At 56.1% G+C, this 17,175-nt stretch carries 13 protein-coding genes and 2 pseudogenes; 13 read left to right on the top strand and 2 right to left on the bottom strand.

Annotation, left to right across the window (positions count from 1 at the left end; all coding sequences use genetic code 11):
* Positions 1-85 precede the first annotated feature (85 nt).
* From PG722_RS09350 to PG722_RS09305, 10 genes and pseudogenes are all read left to right on the top strand, one after another.
* Positions 86-991 carry a DUF4349 domain-containing protein gene (locus PG722_RS09350; RefSeq protein WP_270580367.1) on the top strand — a complete coding sequence of 302 codons (906 nt, stop codon included), beginning with the start codon at positions 86-88 and terminating at the stop codon, positions 989-991.
* 535 nt (positions 992-1,526) lie between these two features.
* A complete protein-coding gene (locus PG722_RS09345; RefSeq protein ID WP_270580366.1) occupies positions 1,527-2,471 on the top strand; it encodes a substrate-binding domain-containing protein in 945 nt (314 codons plus the stop codon).
* Positions 2,464-3,900, top strand: a complete 1,437-nt coding sequence (locus PG722_RS09340; protein ID WP_118761482.1) for a sensor histidine kinase — start codon at positions 2,464-2,466, stop codon at positions 3,898-3,900. The genes PG722_RS09345 and PG722_RS09340 overlap by 8 nt, the downstream gene beginning before the upstream one ends.
* A complete protein-coding gene (locus PG722_RS09335) occupies positions 3,897-5,456 on the top strand; it encodes a response regulator (protein ID WP_270580365.1) in 1,560 nt (519 codons plus the stop codon). Before PG722_RS09340 ends, PG722_RS09335 begins: the two co-directional genes overlap by 4 nt.
* 314 nt (positions 5,457-5,770) lie before the next feature.
* Positions 5,771-6,904, top strand: a complete 1,134-nt coding sequence (locus PG722_RS09330; protein WP_270580364.1) for an ABC transporter substrate-binding protein — start codon at positions 5,771-5,773, stop codon at positions 6,902-6,904.
* Between the two features lie 181 nt (positions 6,905-7,085).
* Positions 7,086-10,676 carry an S-layer homology domain-containing protein gene (locus PG722_RS09325; protein ID WP_270580363.1) on the top strand — a complete coding sequence of 1,197 codons (3,591 nt, stop codon included), beginning with the start codon at positions 7,086-7,088 and terminating at the stop codon, positions 10,674-10,676.
* Positions 10,677-10,915: 239 nt separating this feature from the next.
* Positions 10,916-11,408 (top strand): annotated as a pseudogene (locus tag PG722_RS09320) (IS3 family transposase); the annotation flags it as partial.
* A gap of 227 nt (positions 11,409-11,635) precedes the next feature.
* On the top strand, positions 11,636-12,565 hold the full coding sequence (gene pfkB, locus PG722_RS09315) for a 1-phosphofructokinase (protein WP_270580362.1): 930 nt from the start codon (positions 11,636-11,638) through the stop codon (positions 12,563-12,565).
* Between the two features lie 43 nt (positions 12,566-12,608).
* Positions 12,609-12,929 carry an alcohol dehydrogenase catalytic domain-containing protein gene (locus tag PG722_RS09310; protein ID WP_270580361.1) on the top strand — a complete coding sequence of 107 codons (321 nt, stop codon included), beginning with the start codon at positions 12,609-12,611 and terminating at the stop codon, positions 12,927-12,929.
* Positions 12,926-13,378, top strand: coding sequence for a hypothetical protein (locus PG722_RS09305; protein WP_270580360.1), 453 nt, complete (start codon positions 12,926-12,928; stop codon positions 13,376-13,378). Before PG722_RS09310 ends, PG722_RS09305 begins: the two co-directional genes overlap by 4 nt.
* Before the next feature lie 205 nt (positions 13,379-13,583).
* On the opposite strand, the gene rmuC is transcribed toward PG722_RS09305, so the two are convergent.
* Positions 13,584-15,047, bottom strand: coding sequence for a DNA recombination protein RmuC (gene rmuC, locus PG722_RS09300; RefSeq protein WP_242994927.1), 1,464 nt, complete (start codon positions 15,045-15,047; stop codon positions 13,584-13,586).
* Between the two features lie 11 nt (positions 15,048-15,058).
* Positions 15,059-15,724, bottom strand: a complete 666-nt coding sequence (locus PG722_RS09295; protein ID WP_118286174.1) for a GTP pyrophosphokinase — start codon at positions 15,722-15,724, stop codon at positions 15,059-15,061.
* Positions 15,725-15,923: 199 nt separating this feature from the next.
* Here PG722_RS09295 and PG722_RS09290 point away from each other — a divergent pair, with 199 nt between their 5' ends.
* From PG722_RS09290 to PG722_RS09280, 3 genes and pseudogenes are all read left to right on the top strand, one after another.
* The gene (locus tag PG722_RS09290) at positions 15,924-16,637 is read left to right on the top strand and encodes a M23 family metallopeptidase (protein WP_270580359.1); all 714 of its coding nucleotides are present in this window, start codon (positions 15,924-15,926) and stop codon (positions 16,635-16,637) included.
* Positions 16,638-16,654: 17 nt separating this feature from the next.
* A pseudogene (locus PG722_RS09285) lies at positions 16,655-16,972 on the top strand (MobA/MobL family protein); the annotation flags it as partial.
* Positions 16,932-17,174, top strand: coding sequence for a hypothetical protein (locus PG722_RS09280; RefSeq protein WP_270580403.1), 243 nt, complete (start codon positions 16,932-16,934; stop codon positions 17,172-17,174). The pseudogene PG722_RS09285 and the gene PG722_RS09280, both read left to right, overlap by 41 nt.
* Position 17,175 lies beyond the last annotated feature (1 nt).

Below are 17,175 nucleotides of genomic sequence, written 5' to 3'. Positions count from 1 at the left end.
AATCGCACGGCATCTCGTCTAATCAAGTAACAAGAGAAAATACAGCGGCCGTGCGCCGTACCGCTCAAGAAACGAGGTGTCTGTTATGAAAAAACGATTGTTCCCCCTGTTCCTTGCACTTTTGCTGCTGCTTTCCGCCTGCGGAGCAAGCGTCGGCAATTCGGCATCGGCGGCAGCCGGTGGCAGCGGCAGTATGCCGGGTGACACGAACGGCTGGACCGAGGAAGCGTCGGCAGATACCGCTGAGAGCGGTGCGGACTTTTCTGCGGTGAGAAAGAATGCCAAGCTGATTTTGAACGCTAATCTGACGCTCGAAACGCAGGATTTCGACAAAGCCTCTGCAGATATTGAGAAAATGGCAGCGGATGCAGGCGGCTATCTTGAATCGAGCAGTCTTTCCGGCGATGCGGGCAGCCGACATGCAAGCTATGTCCTGCGCATTCCGCAGGAGAAGTTTGAGGCGTTTTACGAGCAGCTCGGCAGCAGCGTGCATGTGGTGTACAGCTCGCGTTCGAGCGAGGACGTGACCGAGCAGTATACCGATATCGAAACCCGTCTGGCAACGCTGACCACCAAGCACGAGCGGCTGCTGGCGCTGCTCGATCAGGCGGATAAGATGGAGGATATTATCTCTCTCGAGAACGCGCTGGCCGACTGCGAATACGAGATCGACTCGCTGACCGGCTCTAAGCGCCATTACGATGATCTGGTCGGATTTTCGACCTTCTATGTGGATCTGAAAGAGGTTCAGACGCTGACCGCAACGCCAGAAGGCAGCGGATTCGGCGCACAGCTCGCGCAGGCGGCTAAGACCGGAACACGCGGTCTGGTTGACGCGGTTCGCGCGCTCATTGTCGGTGCGGTGATGTTCTGGCCGGTGCTCCTGCTGGCTGCTGCCGGAGGCGGCGCTGTTGCGGTCCTGCGCCGTCGGCGCAGGAAGGCGCGCGAAGCCGAGCAGACGGAGATTCCGACAAAAAAAGATGATCGGTAATACAGGTGCAAAAGGAGCGCAGATGTTTGCAATCTGCGCTCCTTTTGTCGATACTTGTCGATTTACTGCGGCTATGATATACTGATAGTGCTACTGCCCCCCATAAAGGTAGAGAAAGGGGGTGTGCGTTGTGCATATTTTCTTATCTTTTTTACTTTCTGTTGAGGCAAGTGTAGTTGCTTACTATATTTGCAAATGGCTGGACGGAAAGCGGTAACTGGCAGTGAGCCTCAGGTTTAAGCCGCCTGCTCTAATGGAATAGAAAAGCCTCGGTGCTGCAACACCGAGGCTTTTCGTGCGCGTTGCGCACATTCTTATCTTTTACTTATTGATATTATACCGCATATCAACAGCTAATGCAAGTAGATCCGACTGCGCCGGAAGATATTCCTCTGCCCAAGTGAGGAAATATGCACAATATCATAGGCGCTTATTTGGATAGTTTTTATACTATGGTTAAATACATTTGGCTCATTCCTCCAAAGTGTGATATGATTAAATCATTCAGGAGAGAAAGAGAAACGGAGAGAAAACCATGAAACGATGGAAAGGGGCGGCATTGCTGCTGCTCTGCACAGTTGTGATGCTGCGGCTGCTGCAGGGATTGGCACAGCCGGAAAAAGAGAATGCCCATGTGCCGGTGCTCGGTATTGTCACCACGGCGGCAGAGGATGACCGGCGCGAAGCGCAGTCCGAAGCGCTTGTACATGCGGCGGAGGAACATGGCTTCAAAGTGCTGGAAATGCCGGTCGAGCGCACGCAGGAGGCGCAGATTGAAGCCGTGCGTGCGCTGATCGTGTATCAGGTGGACGCAATCGCATTTACGCCGCTGGTGGAAAGCGGCTGGGACAACGTGCTGCGCGAAGCAAAATCCGCCTCCGTGCCGCTGCTGTCGATAGACCGCGCGATACGCGGCGTGGATGATGTGCCGCTGCAGCATATTGGATTTGATTATGCGTCGCTCGCCGAGCAGGCGGCGGATGCGCTTCTGCAGCAGCGCATGCCGCGGGACGGTGTACTGGAGCTTTACGGCACGGTAAATGCTTCGGACGCAAGAGAGATTGCACGCGGCTGCCGCGCGTCTCTGGAGGAACACGGGTTGACCGTAACCTACAGCCTGTGCGGCGACGGCATGCGCTCGCGCGGCTGCGAAATACTGGAGGAGATGGAGGATCATCTGGACGAAATCGGCTATATTTTCGCCCAGAATGACGCGATGGCGCTCGGTGCGGTGGATTATCTGCACAGCCACGGCCGTAAACCGGGCAAGGATGTGCTGATTTGTGCGTTTGGCGGCGGTGCAGAGCTGCGCGCGCTGCAGAAAAAGGGGGAGGTTGCCGTAATCGGCGGACTGGATGATACGCAGCTGGCTGAACTGACCGCAGACGCAGCCCAGCAGATTGCGAAGGCACCGTGGAAACCCTATATCGCTCTGGCGGACACCGCCGTGCTGACGGAGGAGGGAACAGCCGATGCGTAAATCCCATCACAGCCTGCACGGCTTGCTGCGGCGGTCGCTGCTGCACAGTGTGGTCTGCATGATTTTACCGGTGTGCGTGCTGGCCGGTCTGCTGGTTGTGCTGACACAGCGCTATGGCGCGGATATTGCATTGACGACCCGTGCCTCCGAGGTCCGCACTGTGCTGGTGCAGGACCTGCCGGATGAGGTGTGGAACGTGGTTTCTGGCCGTATTTCCTTCGAGGATGGACGGCAGCGGATGCTGATCGACAGCGCTCTGTGGGAACTGAACGATATGCTGGACAGTGCCGGAGAGGACGAGGCACAGTACCTCAACGCGGCGCTGCGCGCCATCCGCACGATCGACAGCTACGTTGATCAGCTGGAAACGCAGATGGACGCCGGTGCCGCAGTCAGCCGCAACGAATCGCTGTACCGCGAGATTCACAGCGTCGGCCATCTGGCGGGCAGCATGCTTGACCGCTATATCGAGAATGAGATCGCCCGCATGGGCCGTTTCAACGCCCGCATTCAGCACGGACTGGGTGCGGCAGCGCTTGCACTCATTGTGCTGGTCGGCGTGATGGTCTGGCTGACTATTCGGGCATCCGACAATCTGGAAGGTGCGATCGGCGCGTCGTTGCGGCAGCTGGAGCAGTTTGCCAACCGCATTGCCGCCGGTGAGCTGACCGAGCGCGTCCCGCCGACCGAGATCGACGAGCTGCATCTGCTGACACGCGATCTCAATACAATGGCGGAGCAGCTAGGGGCGCTCATTCATGAGCGGGTCGAGCAGGAAAAGACCGTTAAAAAAGCTGAACTGCGGGCGCTGCAGGCGCAGATTACGCCGCATTTCATGTACAATACGCTGGAAACCATCGTCTGGCTGGCCGAAGAGGGCCGCAACAGCGAGGTTGTCGAGATGACGATGGCGTTCACCGGCTTTCTGCGCATCTCGCTCAGCCGCGGCGCGGATTACATCACGGTCGAGCGCGAGGAACAGCACGTTGCAAACTATCTGCAGATTCAGTCGGTGCGGTACGGCAGCATCATGCGGTATACGATTGATATTGATCCCGCGCTGCATGAGCGGTATATGCTGAAAATCGTGCTGCAGCCGCTGGTTGAAAACGCGATTTATCACGGCATTAAGCGCAGGCGCGGCAGAGGACAGATCACCGTGACCGGCCGCAGGCAGGCAGGAGGCATGTACTTCGCCGTGGAGGACAACGGCATGGGCATGACACCGGAGCGTCTTGCCGAGGTACGGACCTCGCTGCAGAATGGCGCACCGCTTGACCCGGACGGCAAGGGCGGCTACGGTCTGCGCAATGTAGAACAGCGCCTGCGGCTGTATTACGGCTGCGGACTGACGATTGAGAGTGAATACCGGCACGGCACACGCATCAGCTTCACCGTACCGGACGAACAGGAGGGGAAAACGCTATGATGCGTGTATTCATTGCGGATGATGAGGAGATCATCCGGGACGGCATCCGCAACTGCATTGAAAAGGAGCAGGGACGCTTTCTATTTGCAGGTGAGGCGCCGGACGGCGAAATGGCACTGCCTATGCTGATGGAAATGAAGCCGGATGTGCTCATTACGGACATCCGCATGCCGTTTATGGATGGTCTGGAGCTGGCAAAGGTTGTACGGCGCACCATGCCATGGCTGCGTATTGTGTTCCTCAGCGGACACGATGAATTTGAGTATGCACAGAAGGCGGTTTCGCTGCACGCGGATGCGTATCTGCTCAAGCCGGTCAGCTCGGCGCAGCTGCTCGAAACGCTTGGACAGGTTGCCGAGCAGATTGAGCAGGAGCAGCAGCAGCTTCGCTCGGAAGGTGCAAACAGCCGCAGCGAACACGAGGAGGACGTGCTGCGTGAGCATTTTCTCAACGACCTGCTCTCGGGCAGCGTGCCGACTGCGGAGGCGGCTGTACAGGGAGAACGCTGGGGGCTGCTGCTGACAGCGAAGCAGTATCTTGTGTGCATCGTGCGCCTGCCGGAAAATGCCGTGCAGGAGCAGGTGCGCGCGCTGACCGAGCGTTTGTGCGGCGAGGAAAGCGAGGTCTGCGCCTTTTTCCGCGGCAGCCGCCGGCTGGTGCTCCTGCTGCGCGGAGAGACCGAGGAAGCTGTGCGCGAAACCGCCTACGAGTTCTGTCAGAACCTGCGGCACGAGCTTTGTCAGGTGCTGGGCTGGAACGCGCTGTGCGCGATCGGTGCACCAGTCTCCCGTGTCAGCGCCTTGCCGGAAAGCTATTGCACAGCGAAGGATACGCTGCTGCAGGCCTCCGCGTGTGCGGACAACGGCGTATTCGGCAGCACGGACTTTGCCGGTGTGCAGCACGAGTTCGATTTCTCGGCAGGCGGCTCACTGGCGGACAAGCTGCGGCATGCCGCTCCCGAGGACGTGCCGCGTATTGTCGAGGGTTATTTCGGCGACTCTGCGGCACAGGACATGCAGAGCGTGCTGTACAGGTATTATCTGCTGATGAACCTGCTCGTCACAGCCTCTCAGCTGGCTGATGAGGTGCAGGCAGGCAGCATTCCGCCTCCGGAGGATCCGCAGGCGGTGTTCAGTCAGGCGGCGACGCTCGAGGGCACAAAGGCCTGTGCCGCCGAGGTGCTCGGCCGCATGACTCGTCTGTGTTATCGCCATCAGAATGTGCGATACAGCGCGGAAATCAGCCGTGCAAAGGAGTTTATCCGCGAAAACTATGCGGACAGCGGTATTTCACTGCACATGGTGGCGGCAGAGGTCGGCTTTAGTCCGAACCATTTTTCCACCGTGTTTTCGCAGGAGACCGGTCAGACCTTTGTCGAATATCTGACCGCTGTCCGCATCGAGGCGGCAAAGCATCTGCTGACCGAGGGCAACAGCCGTATGAGCGATATTGCGTTCGACGTCGGTTATCAGGATTCGCACTATTTCAGCTATCTGTTCAAAAAGCACGTCGGCGTTTCGCCGCGCGAGTACCGCAGCCGGTCGGAAGAGAGATGAGGCAATACCGCACAATTAAAGCTGCGGCGCTTTGCGGAAATTTTGCGCCCTGACTTTGTTGTGATTTTGCGGTAATACATCAAGTATTACCGCAAAACCACGCCTCGTCAGTCCGTAAAATTTACTCGCAAATCGCTCTTGCTTAATTATGCGGTACTGCCTAAAATAATATCGTAAGAAATTCACCATTCGGGAACGGCCTTCTTGTATGGTGAAATATTATCGGATAATGGACGGTAGAGCGAAGCTGCTTAAACTGTTATAGTATAGGGGCAGAGAAAAACTGCTCCGCCTTTTGTATCGAGGTGGAAGCTATGAAAAAAATATGTTTTCTTCCTGTTGTTCTGCTGCTGACCGGACTGCTCTGCGGCTGTACGGGTCAGCAGCAGAACGATCCCTCACCGCAGGAGCACGATCATGCGATGGAGGAGGAGACAGAAACACCGAAATATGACCATCTTACCGTTTACAGTCCGCTGCCGGAGTCGGAAACGCTGCTGTACTGCAGTGCCTTCCGCAAGGATACCGGCATCACCGTGGACTGTATTCATCTTCCTGCCGGAGAAATGACCGTGCGGCTCGAGCAGGAGCGGGACAACCCGCAGGCTTCTGTGCTGCTGGGCGGCTCGGCGGATAACTATATTCAGCTGCGAGAGGCCGGTCTGCTGGAGGCGTATCAAAGTCCCGAGCTGACCGATGTGCCCGAAGCCTATCAGGATGAGCAGGGCGTGTGGAATCCGATCTACATCGGTACGCTGTGCTTCGCCTGCAACACCGACTGGTTTGCACGGACGGGAACGCCGATGCCGACCTGCTGGGACGATCTGCTGTCGCCTGCACTGGCAGGGCAGATTGTGATGGCAACTCCGAAAAGCTCGGGTACCTCGTATACCACGCTGGCAACGCTTGTGCAGATGCGCGGCGAGGACAAGGCATGGGAGTATCTTCAAAAATTAGACCAAAACGTCGGTTTGTACACCCGTTCGGGTGTGGAGCCGGCAGAGCGGGTAAAAAACGGCGAATACGCCGTCGGTATCGTGTTCTCGCATGACGCCTTCCGCGCGGCGCTGGATGGCTATACCATTGCGGTGCGCAGTCCGGCAGACGGCACCGGCTATGAGATCGGCGCGTGTGCGCTTGTGCGTGGTGCACCGGAGCAGGAGCGCGAAAACGCCCGTATCTTTATCGACTGGCTGACCTCTTCCCGCGGAGAGGAATGCTACATCGAAGCGAAAAGCTGCCGTCTTCCGGCAAACAGCACCGCCCGCGCAGCGGACGGACTGCCGCCGCTGGACGAGGTCAAGCTCATCACCTACGATTTGGAGTGGGCAGGCGAGAACCGAACGCGGCTGATTTCGTACTTCGACACGCATATTTACAGCGCGCGAACCTTAAGGCAACACCGCACAATTAAAGCGGCGGTGCTTTGCGGAAATTTTGTGTCCTGACTTTGTTGCAGTTTCACGGTAATACATCAAGTATTACCGCAAAACTGTGCCTCGTCAGTACGCAAAATTTACTCGCAAATCACTCTTGTTCAATTATGCGGTATTGCCTTAACTTAAAAGGTTTAACATAGACGCGGCGGTATGGCAGCAGCCGTACCGTGAAGAGAAAGGAGAAAAGAAAATGGCTAAAAAATCTTCGCGTATGCGGCGGCTGCTCAGCGGTGTGCTGTCGGCCGTGATGCTGGCAACACTGGTGCCGAGCACTGCTTTCGCAATCGGTAGGACGGATACCGGCTCCTTCCTGACGGGTCCGTACCTGATGACCCCGAAAACAAACGGCATGGTTGTCGTTTGGGAACTGGATAAACCGATGAAGTCCACCATTACCTACGGTACGAGCGATGCGGACAAGAAAACGCTCGAGGTTCCGGTAGAGGAGGGCGAAAAGTTTAAGGGTGAGAGCATGCACATGTATCGTGCCCGCCTGACCGATCTGACTCCGGGTACGACCTATACCTACAAGGTTGAGACCGAGGACGGACAGACTATGGATGGTCACTTCCGCACGCTGCCCGAAAATTCGAATGAGATCCGCTTTGTGGTTGTCAGCGACAGCCATCGCTTTGAAACGGCAACTAAGGTTTCCGACGTGATCGCACAGTTTGATCCGGACTTTATCCTGCATACCGGCGATATGGTAGAGGGCACCGGCTCTCAGAAGGATCAGTTCCCGTACTGGTTCCAGAATGTCGGCTCGTTCCTGCACAATGTGCCGGTTATCTACAACAGCGGCAACCACGATTACGGTGCCTACTTTGATGAGTATGTCACCAAGGTGCAGAAGGAGCAGTATAAGTCCAACAAGACCGGACGCAACGTAGCGTTTGACTGCGGTCCGGTGCATTTCGATATGCTGGACAGCAACCCGTGGTCCCTGTTCGAGCTGAACTCCACCGCAGGCGGCGGCGAGGCGGATGCGGAAACCAAGGCCGTTGTAAACGAGTCGCTCGACTGGCTCAAGGCCGATCTTGCAACCGACGATGCCAAGAAGGCTGACTTCCGCGTTGTTACCATGCACCATCCGTTCGAGGATGACCTGACCCGCAAGTACGTTCCTTCCATCGTGGAGAACGGCAACGTAAATATCATGTTCAGCGGCCATACCCATCTGTATTCCCGCTATGCTTCTGCTGATCCGAAGCGCGGCGCGGATACCCTGTATGTAACCCAGGGCGATGCCCGCATCGGCGACGGCAAGATCGACACCGGCAAGCCGGATCAGCGCTTGGATGCCAACTATCCCAACCTGCTTGCAACCGGCAAGGGCGATATGCTCGAAGTAACCGTCAAGGACGGTCTGCTGACCTATAAGAATCTGGGCCTGAGCAGCGACGGCGAGAAGATATTTGAGACGGTTACGCTGTCCAAGGACGGCGCCAAGCTGGCGTACAGCGATATTTCCATCACCCCGGACACCGTTCAGTCCAACGGCACTGTCACGGTATCTGCAAAGGTGACCAATGTCGGCAAGGGTCTGGCGACCGCTTCCATGTGTGTCAAGGACAACGGCACCGACCGCTGGCTGTATGAGTTCGGCAAGAGCGGCAAGGAGCGCGTTGTCGGTCTGAATCCCGGCGAGTCCGCAACGCTGAGCGCACCGCTGACGCTTTCTGCACTCGGCACGCATACCCTCAAGCTGGACAGCTACACCAAGACTGTCAATGTTACCTTCCGCAAGGCAACCTACACCTACAGCAACCTGCGCCTGCAGCTCGGCGGCGGCACGGTAAGCGAGCCGACCAGCGATGTCATCTACACCAAGGCGGATGTGCAGAACATCGGCAATGAGGACGGCACCGCAGAGGCAGTGCTGTACATCAACGGCGCAGCCGTTACCTCGCAGAAGACTGCGCTCAAGGCAGGCGAGACCCGCACGGTTGAGTTTGCCTACAAGGCACCGGCAGGCGGCAGCTATGCCGTCAAGGTCGGCAACTCGGCAGAGAAGACCGTTGCCGTGCTCGGCTCCATGCAGGGCACCCCGATCGTAAAGGATAAGTCCGGCAAGGGCAACGACGGCATCATCCGCGGCAATCCGACGCTCGTTAAGTACAACGGCGGCTGGGGTCTGTCCCTGGACGGCGTGGATGATTATGTGGAAATTCCGGATAACAAGAACTATGTGGTAGACAACGGCGTTACCGGCATGGTTTGGGCAAACATCGATCGTCTGGCAACGGGCGATGAGTGGGACCACAACCCGCTGCTGATGAAGGGCGCTTCCATCAGCTACGGCACCAACTACCTGTTCCGCATGGCAGTCCGCAAGACCGGCATGGTTACCTATGGCATTGGCTTCAACAACGATAACGGCGAGTACTTCTGGAACGACGACGAGAATATGGGCGGCGGCGTTACCCTCGGCAAGTGGGTACAGTACACCGGCGGCTTTGACCGTGCAACCGGCGGCGACAGCTACGAGGATACCAAGGCAAGCGGCCACATCGATGCACCGGATTTTGATTCTGAGATCCGCAACTGGGAAGGCAAGTCCATGTACTCCGGCTTTGCATTCCACCGTCATCTGCTGACAGACCGCGGCCGCGGCAAGACGCACACCATGCTGACAGGTGACATCGGTCAGCTCCGCTTCTATACCACCAAGCTGACCGCAGAGGAGAACAAGCAGATTTACGCAAATCCGACTGCAAAGGGTCCGGAAAGCGACAAGCTGGTCGTATGGCTGGATTACGCACCGGAGAATATCGTCACCAAGGGCACGCACACCACTGAGTGGCGCGCAATGACCGGCAGTGCAGCACAGTTTACCTATAACGCAGAGATCACCGGCGCGGCTTCTGCAACCGCAACCGTTGAGACCTCGGACGACGGCAAGACCGTAAAGGCTTCCCAGTCCGCAGAGCTGAAGAACGGCAAGAACACGGTTGATATTTCCGCACTGGGCAGTGCAAAGTATGTTCGCGTTACTACCGTACTGAACTCTTCTGTTGCAGAGAAGTCCACCGATATTCCGGTTATCAACTCGTATTCCATCAAGGCTGGCAATGCCAATACTTGGGCAACGCTGGCAGACTGGAACGAGGGCACCTTCACCGATGCAGTAGGCTACGAATCCGATGATGTATTCAACGATTACTCTGTGGATTACGACGACTACGGCACCGTGGGCAAGAATGTTAAGGTCGTTGAGGGTACGGTAAGCACCTTTACCGACATCGCGGGCCACTGGGCAAAGGATGCCATCGAATATGTGACCGATAAGGCGCTGTTCAACGGCACGACCGCAACCACCTTCTCCCCGAACGAGGGCATGACCCGCGGCATGTTTGTCACCGTACTTGGCCGTATGGCAGGCGCAGATATCTCCGCGTACAACACCCAGAGCCAGTTTGCCGACGTAGACAGCAAAATGTACTACAACGCATACGTCAACTGGGCAGCAGCCAATAAGATCGTTTCCGGCGTGGACGCTTCGCATTTCAATCCGAATGCGCTCATCACCCGTGAGCAGGCTGCGGTTATCATGGACAATTACCTGACCGCCACCGGCACCAAGGTAGAGGAAACCGGCAGTGCAGCTGCATTTGCCGACAGCGCAAGCATCCGCGCTTATGCGAAGGACGCTGTAACCAGAATGCAGAAGGCTGGTCTGCTGAGCGGCAAATCGGGCAACCGTTTTGACCCGCAGGGGACGGCCACCCGTGCACAGGTAGCTGTTATCATGCAGAAGCTGTGTGAAAAGACCGGTAAATAAGCCGATAAAATGAGAAAGGGTCTCCCGCCATTTGGCGGGAGACCCTTTGCGTTCAGAACAGGAAAAGTCAGGAGAGGTTATTGAACAGCACCCCATTTGTTAGACAGTGTGATATACTATCTAACAGATGGGGTGATTTTAATGCCAAAAGGAGTACCGAACAAACGATACACACCAGAATTCAAGAAACTGGTGGTCGAAACGATGCTCGAGGTACAGCTATCGCCGTATCACAGCGGAAGCCAAATCTGAAATGGGTAACGGATGTGACGGAGTTCAGCCTGTTCGGGGAAAAGCAGTATTTGTCGCCCATTCTTGACTTGCACAGCAGTGATTTGGTCAGTTATACGATTTCGGATCGACCTGTGTTAAGCATGGCGACAACGATGTTGGACAAGGCATTTGCAAAAATTCCGGACAACACAAATCTAATCCTGCACTCGGATCAGGGTTGGCAGTACCAGCACAAGCAATACCAATGGATGCTTCGTGAAAAAGGGTATCCGTTAAAGCATGAGCCGGAAGGGCAACTGTTTAGACAACGCTGTGATTGAGAATTTTTTCGGGCTGCTCAAGAGCAAACTGCTGTATCTGCAAAAATTTCAGTCCATGGAGCACTTCAAGCAGGAACTCATTGACTATCCGAACTACTACAACAACCGCAGAATCAAGGCAAAATCGAAGGGCTTGCTGCCTGCGGTTCACAGCCAACAAGCCCTTTCGGCAGCTTGAACAATTTTTACTTCAAAAGATTGTCTAACTTTTTGGGGCACTTCATCTGCATTGCCGTTCCTTTTGCACGCAGAACAGAATTTACAGAGAGAATGTGCTCTTGTGATTCCTTACAAAAACGAAAGGGATTATTTGTTGAAATAACAGATTGACGCTTATACGGACTGTTGCTATTTTGAGTATAGCTTTTGTTTCAATAGTTTCAAATATATGGAAGGGGTCATTCCATGATCTATACGGTAACACTCAACCCCGCATTGGATAAAACGGTAGAAATTCCGAGTATTGCGCTTGACACGGTCAACCGCATCACGGAAATGCGCACGGATCCCGGCGGCAAGGGCATTAACGTGAGCAAAGTGATTGCCAAGCTGGGCGGCGAGAGCCGCGCCGTCGGCATTCTGGGCGGTGAGAGCGGCAGAGCGCTTGAAAAGCTGCTCGAAAACGAGAATTTCACCACGCAGTTCCGGTTCGTTGAGGGGCAGACCCGCACGAATATCAAAATCATCGACCGGATCGGCCACACGAATACCGACATCAACGAGCCGGGTCTGACCGTCACGAATGCAGATTTAGATGCGCTGCTGAACGACCTTCTGGCTGAGGTGCATGCAGGCGACATTGTGGTGCTGGCGGGCAGCTTGCCGAAGGGCGCACCGCAGGATACCTACCGCGTGTGGACGAGCGCATGCAAAAACGCAGGTGCGCGGGTGTTCCTCGATGCGGACGGCGCTTTACTGGCGGAAGGCTTAAAGGCCGCGCCGTACCTCATCAAGCCGAATGATGATGAGCTGTCGCGTCTGGCGGGCAAAAAACTGGAAACTATCGAAGAGTTGACCGCAGAGGGTCGCAAGCTGCTGGAGAGCGGCATCGAACGGGTGGTTATCTCGCTGGGCGGACACGGCGCGCTGTATCTGCGCCGAGGCAGCACGATCTATGCCGAGGGACTGAACGTGCCGGTCGGCAGTACGGTCGGTGCGGGTGACAGCGTGGTGGCCGCGCTGGCGTATGCCGAGTCGCAGGATATGAGCGAGGAGGACGCTGTCCGTCTCTCGACTGCGACCGGAGCCGCGAATGTCATGTGCAGCGGCACACAGGCCGCCGAGCGCTCGGTTATCGAGGAGCTGCTTCCGAAAGTACGTTTTTCCAAGCTGTAATTGTTGAAATCTATTGCCTAAGTGATGAAGGAAAGTTATTATTATGAAAGCAAGGGCTGTACGTCTGCATGCTGCGAATAATCTGCGTCTGGATACCTTTGAGCTGCCGGAAATCCGTGACGACGAAATCCTGGTCAAGGTCGTATCCGACAGCATCTGCATGTCCACCTACAAGTGCGCGATCCTTGGTACCGAGCACAAGCGCGTGCATCCCGATGTTGCCGAGCATCCGGCCATCATGGGGCACGAGTTCGCGGGCGATATCGTCAAGGTTGGCGCGAAGCATCAGGATAAATTCAAGCCGGGCATGAAGTTCACGCTGCAGCCCGCGCTTACTACGAGGTGTCTCTTGCGGAGACGATGAGTTGCTCGGTCGGTGCGTTTAACGCCGCTTATCACACCAAGATAGGTGTTTATCACCGCGAAATGGGTATTAAAAAGGGCGGCAAGCTGGTCGTCATGGCAGGCGCCGGTCCGATGGGCCTGAGTGCGCTGACGTATGCGCTGCACCGTGATGTCTGTCCGTCCATGGACGTTGTGACCGATGTGAACGAGGACCGTCTGGCACGCGCCGAGGCGCTGTTCCCGCCTGCCGAGGTTAAGGAGAAGGACGGCATCGACCTGCACTTTGTCAACACCGGCAAGATGGAAAATTCGGCGGCAGAGCTGCGCGAAATGACCGGCGGCACCGGCTTCGATGATGTATTCTGCTATGCGCCGGTTACGGCCGTGGCAGAGCTGTGCAGCGCCGTGCTCGGCCGCGACTACGCTCAATCTGCCAAAGATTCCGGGCGGCAAAAAAAGGTGCTGTAACAGTGAGAAAACCCTGTCTGTTGTTGGAACAGATAGGGTTTCTTTGGGGGTTAAAGTCAGATATTCGGCTCATACGCCGATACGGCGGCAGTATCTGTATATTGCCCCTCGCAAAGCTAAATAGTACTTTATCACTATTAAGTCTTGCTCTGCGGTGTTTTCTTTTGCCGAGAAAGCGGTTGAGAATCTCTTTCCGCTCAGCGCTTCACTCTTCTTCCGAATCGGTGCCGATATCCAGAACCTTCTGCGTTTCGCTCTCGCTGAGTTCGGTAACGCCCTTCAGCTTGCGGCGGATAGCGCGCGTGCGCGTACCGACCAGCTTATCCAGCTCGCGGCTCGCCTGATCGAGTCGGTTCTGCGTCTGCGTCAGGCAGGCTTCAAACTTGTCAAACTCGGTCTTGACCGCCCCCAGAACGCTCCAGACCTCACCCGAGCGCTTCTGAATCGCAATCGTGCGGAACGACATCTGCAGGCTGTTCAGCAGCGCCGCCATCGTGCTCGGACCGGCCAGATTGACATGATAGTCGCGCTGCAGAATCTCCACCATGCCGCGGCTGACAGCTTCGGCATACAGTCCCTCGAAGGGCAGGAACATGATGCCGAACTCGGTCGTATGCGGCGGTGCAAGATACTTGTCGTGAATGTCCTTCGCCTCGGATTTCAGAGTGGCGATCAGCTGCTTGACGCATGCGTCAATCTGCTCGCGCGAGCCTTCCTCGTACGCATCACGGAGCGCCCCGTAGGTGTCTCCCGGGAACTTGGAGTCGATCGGCAGCCAGACAAAGCTGCCGTCCTCAACGGGCAGCTTGACCGCATACTCGACCACATTGCGGCTGTTCGGCACGGTCGCCACGTTGGTTTCGTACTGCTCGGGCGCGAGAATGTCCTCGAGGATCGCGCCCAGCTGAATCTCGCCCACAATGCCGCGGGTCTTGACATTGGTGAGCACCTTCTTCAAATCACCGACACCCTGTGCCAGCGTCTGCATCTCACCGAGGCCCTTGTAAACCTGCTCCAAACGCTCGTTGACCAGCTTGAATGACTCATTCATGCGCTCAGACAGCGTTTTCTGCAGCTTTTCATCTACAATTTGACGCATATCGTCCAGCTTTTTGTTGTTGTCCTCCTGCATGGCACGCAGGTTTTTATCCACTGTAACGCGGATGTTCTCCAAATCCTGCTTGGTCTCACCCGTGAAGGTGTGCAGATTTTTATCTACCGTTTCGCGGATAGTTTCCAAATCCTGTTTGGTTTCGCCGGTGAACGTGTGCAGATTCTTGTCCATCGTGCTGCGGATGGTTTCCAGATTCTGTTTTGTCTCACCCGTGAAGGTGTGCAGGTTTTTGTCCACGGTTTCGCGGATATTGGTCAGATTCTGCGTTGTTTCCGCCGTAAAGCCCTGCAGACGCGTCTCAAACCGACCGAGCTGATCGGTCAGACCGCTCATTTTGTCGCCAAGGCTCTTATCCATCGCGGAAAGCTGATTGCTCTGTGCTTCCCGGCCTTCGCGCAGGTTTTGTGTCACGAGCGTGCCGAGCGCAGTAATGGATGCGGTTGGGTCAATCTGCTGCGGAAGCTCCGGCTTTTCCGGCTTGCGGGTCAGCAGAACGATGACCAGTCCCAGTAGGATTACCACCAGAACCAGGGTTATAATGGGTATGTATTGCATAATTTCTCCTTTTACAGCACTTTCAGTTCTTTTGCGATGCGCTGCATCTCCTGATCGGTCTCCGCAATAACATCCGCACACTTCTTCAAATCATCGGATACATGCTCCGGAATCTCCACATCGGATTTATAGCGCAGCTGGTGCTCCAAGCTGGCCCAGAAATCCATCGCCATCGTGCGAATCTGCAGCTCTATGCGTACCGGCTGTGTGCGTTCCGCGAGGAAAATCGGCACCTCGAGGATCAGATGCAGGCTGCGGTAGCCGTTCGGCTTGGGATTGGCAATGTAGTCCTTCTTCTCGATCAGCGTCAAGTCATCCTGCCGCATGAGCATGTCCGCTACTGTGTAAATATCCTCGATAAACGGACAGATCACGCGGATACCGCCAATATCGTTCAGATTGTCTATCATGGACTGCAGCGTGATCGGGAATCCGCGCCGCTTGAGCTTGCTGATAATGCTGCGCGGGCTTTTGATGCGGCTTTTGATCGAATCAATCGGGCTTGGCTTGCCCGAAATACGCGACTCATCGCTTAGAATATCCAGCTTGGTCTTGATCTCACGGATGCCGGATTCGTACAGCAGCATCATCTGCTGCATCTGCATCGCGGATTCGATCAGCAGTTCCTCGTCGTGCTGCGACAGCCGATCAATCGCAAAAAAGTCAGCCAGTTCCATAGTCTTTACCCTCCTTGCGTTTCTCTTTCCTGCTATCATTATACCACATTCGACAATCGGGTACAATGTGCACCGGACTTCCCTTTTGCGGGTTAACCGAGCGTTCGCGCGGCCTGTGTCCGCTGTGCGGCAAATTTTCGGCGGCGCGTATATTTTCCGCAGCAGCCGACCATACTGTCAGCAACGGAGGTAAAGGGACATGAAGCAATATCAATCCAAACACACCGCGGTGCTCTCTACCCGCGGATTCTACACCATTCTTTCGCTGTGTGCGCTCATCATCGCCGCATCCGCATGGGTGATCTGGGGCAATGCACATCGGCAGAACGCGATCGAGACGGACACCGGCATGCCTATCATCGCACCGGCCGACTCGACCGCCGAAGCACCGACCGAACCGGCTACTGTTCCGCAGCAGGAGCAGGAACCCGAGCCGGTGATCGAGGAACAGCCGGTCGCGGCGGCAGAGCCGGAACCGGCGGTGACGGTCAGCGCCCCTGTGTATGTGCGGCCGGTGTCCGGAGCCGTGCTGACGCCGTTTTCGGGTGACACGCTGCTGTTTCAGCCGACTATGGGCGACTGGCGTGTTCATGCCGGCACGGACTTCTCTGCCGAAGCCGGCGAAACCGTGCTCGCACTGACCGACGGCACTGTGCAGCAGATTGCCGAGGATGGCCTGTACGGCACCTGCGTGACGCTGACGCATACTAACGGTCTGACCTCATCGTACTGCGGCATGGACGATGTACGCGTGCAGGAAGGACAGGTTGTCTCCGCCGGTGAGGCGCTCGGCGTGTGCGCGGACAGCATCCCCGCAGAATCCGCACTCGGCACCCATGTGCATGTGCAGGTGACGCAGAATGACGCGCCGATTGATGTACTCACGCTGCTCGATGAGGATGAGCCGGAGTAAATCGACACAGACTGCGCGTCCTCTGCTCTGAAATCCTGCTGCCATCGCATGCGCCATCGGAGTATGCAGACCGTGAAACCCTCTGGAACGCGGTGGAGAAAGCCGAATGCGAAAAGAAAGCGCAGCTTGCGTACAGCTTTGACATTGCCTTGCAGAACGAGTTTTCCGTGCAGGAGAACATCGCTCTGGCAAGGCAATTTTTGTTGGAGAACTTTGTGAGCCGGGGTATGGTAGTGGACTTTGCCGTTCATTCTCTCGACAAGGAGGAGGTCGGCATTTCCAATCCGCACTTTCATGTCATGTGTCCCATTCGCCCTTTGGACGAACACGGCAGATAGGGCAACGAGCAGCGGCAAGGACAAGTGGATTCTGGATGAGGATGCTGCCCCGATTGTCAAGCGCGTCTTTGACCTTTGCATTGACGGCAAAGGCCCGGAGCAGATTTCGCGGATTCTTGAAAGGGACCATGTGGAAATCCCCACACTGGCAGAACCCATGATTGCAGAATCTATCCTTGGACGCAAAAAAACGGCGTGAC

The organism is Butyricicoccus sp. OF27-2pH9A, from assembly GCF_027693185.1.
GTDB classification, from domain to species: domain Bacteria; phylum Bacillota; class Clostridia; order Oscillospirales; family Butyricicoccaceae; genus Agathobaculum; species Agathobaculum butyriciproducens.
This window is presented reverse-complemented; position numbering and strand designations above follow the sequence as displayed.

Coding starts and splice junctions, on each gene's coding strand:
- PG722_RS09335 (WP_270580365.1), top strand. CDS start 3,897: ATGATGCGTGTATTCATTGCGGATGATGAGGAGATCATCCGGGACGGC.
- PG722_RS09280 (WP_270580403.1), top strand. CDS start 16,932: ATGTCATGTGTCCCATTCGCCCTTTGGACGAACACGGCAGATAGGGCA.
- PG722_RS09325 (WP_270580363.1), top strand. CDS start 7,086: ATGGCTAAAAAATCTTCGCGTATGCGGCGGCTGCTCAGCGGTGTGCTG.
- PG722_RS09350 (WP_270580367.1), top strand. CDS start 86: ATGAAAAAACGATTGTTCCCCCTGTTCCTTGCACTTTTGCTGCTGCTT.
- PG722_RS09345 (WP_270580366.1), top strand. CDS start 1,527: ATGAAACGATGGAAAGGGGCGGCATTGCTGCTGCTCTGCACAGTTGTG.
- pfkB (WP_270580362.1), top strand. CDS start 11,636: ATGATCTATACGGTAACACTCAACCCCGCATTGGATAAAACGGTAGAA.
- PG722_RS09330 (WP_270580364.1), top strand. CDS start 5,771: ATGAAAAAAATATGTTTTCTTCCTGTTGTTCTGCTGCTGACCGGACTG.
- rmuC (WP_242994927.1), bottom strand. CDS start 15,047: ATGCAATACATACCCATTATAACCCTGGTTCTGGTGGTAATCCTACTG.
- PG722_RS09310 (WP_270580361.1), top strand. CDS start 12,609: ATGAAAGCAAGGGCTGTACGTCTGCATGCTGCGAATAATCTGCGTCTG.
- PG722_RS09340 (WP_118761482.1), top strand. CDS start 2,464: ATGCGTAAATCCCATCACAGCCTGCACGGCTTGCTGCGGCGGTCGCTG.
- PG722_RS09290 (WP_270580359.1), top strand. CDS start 15,924: ATGAAGCAATATCAATCCAAACACACCGCGGTGCTCTCTACCCGCGGA.
- PG722_RS09295 (WP_118286174.1), bottom strand. CDS start 15,724: ATGGAACTGGCTGACTTTTTTGCGATTGATCGGCTGTCGCAGCACGAC.
- PG722_RS09305 (WP_270580360.1), top strand. CDS start 12,926: ATGAGTTGCTCGGTCGGTGCGTTTAACGCCGCTTATCACACCAAGATA.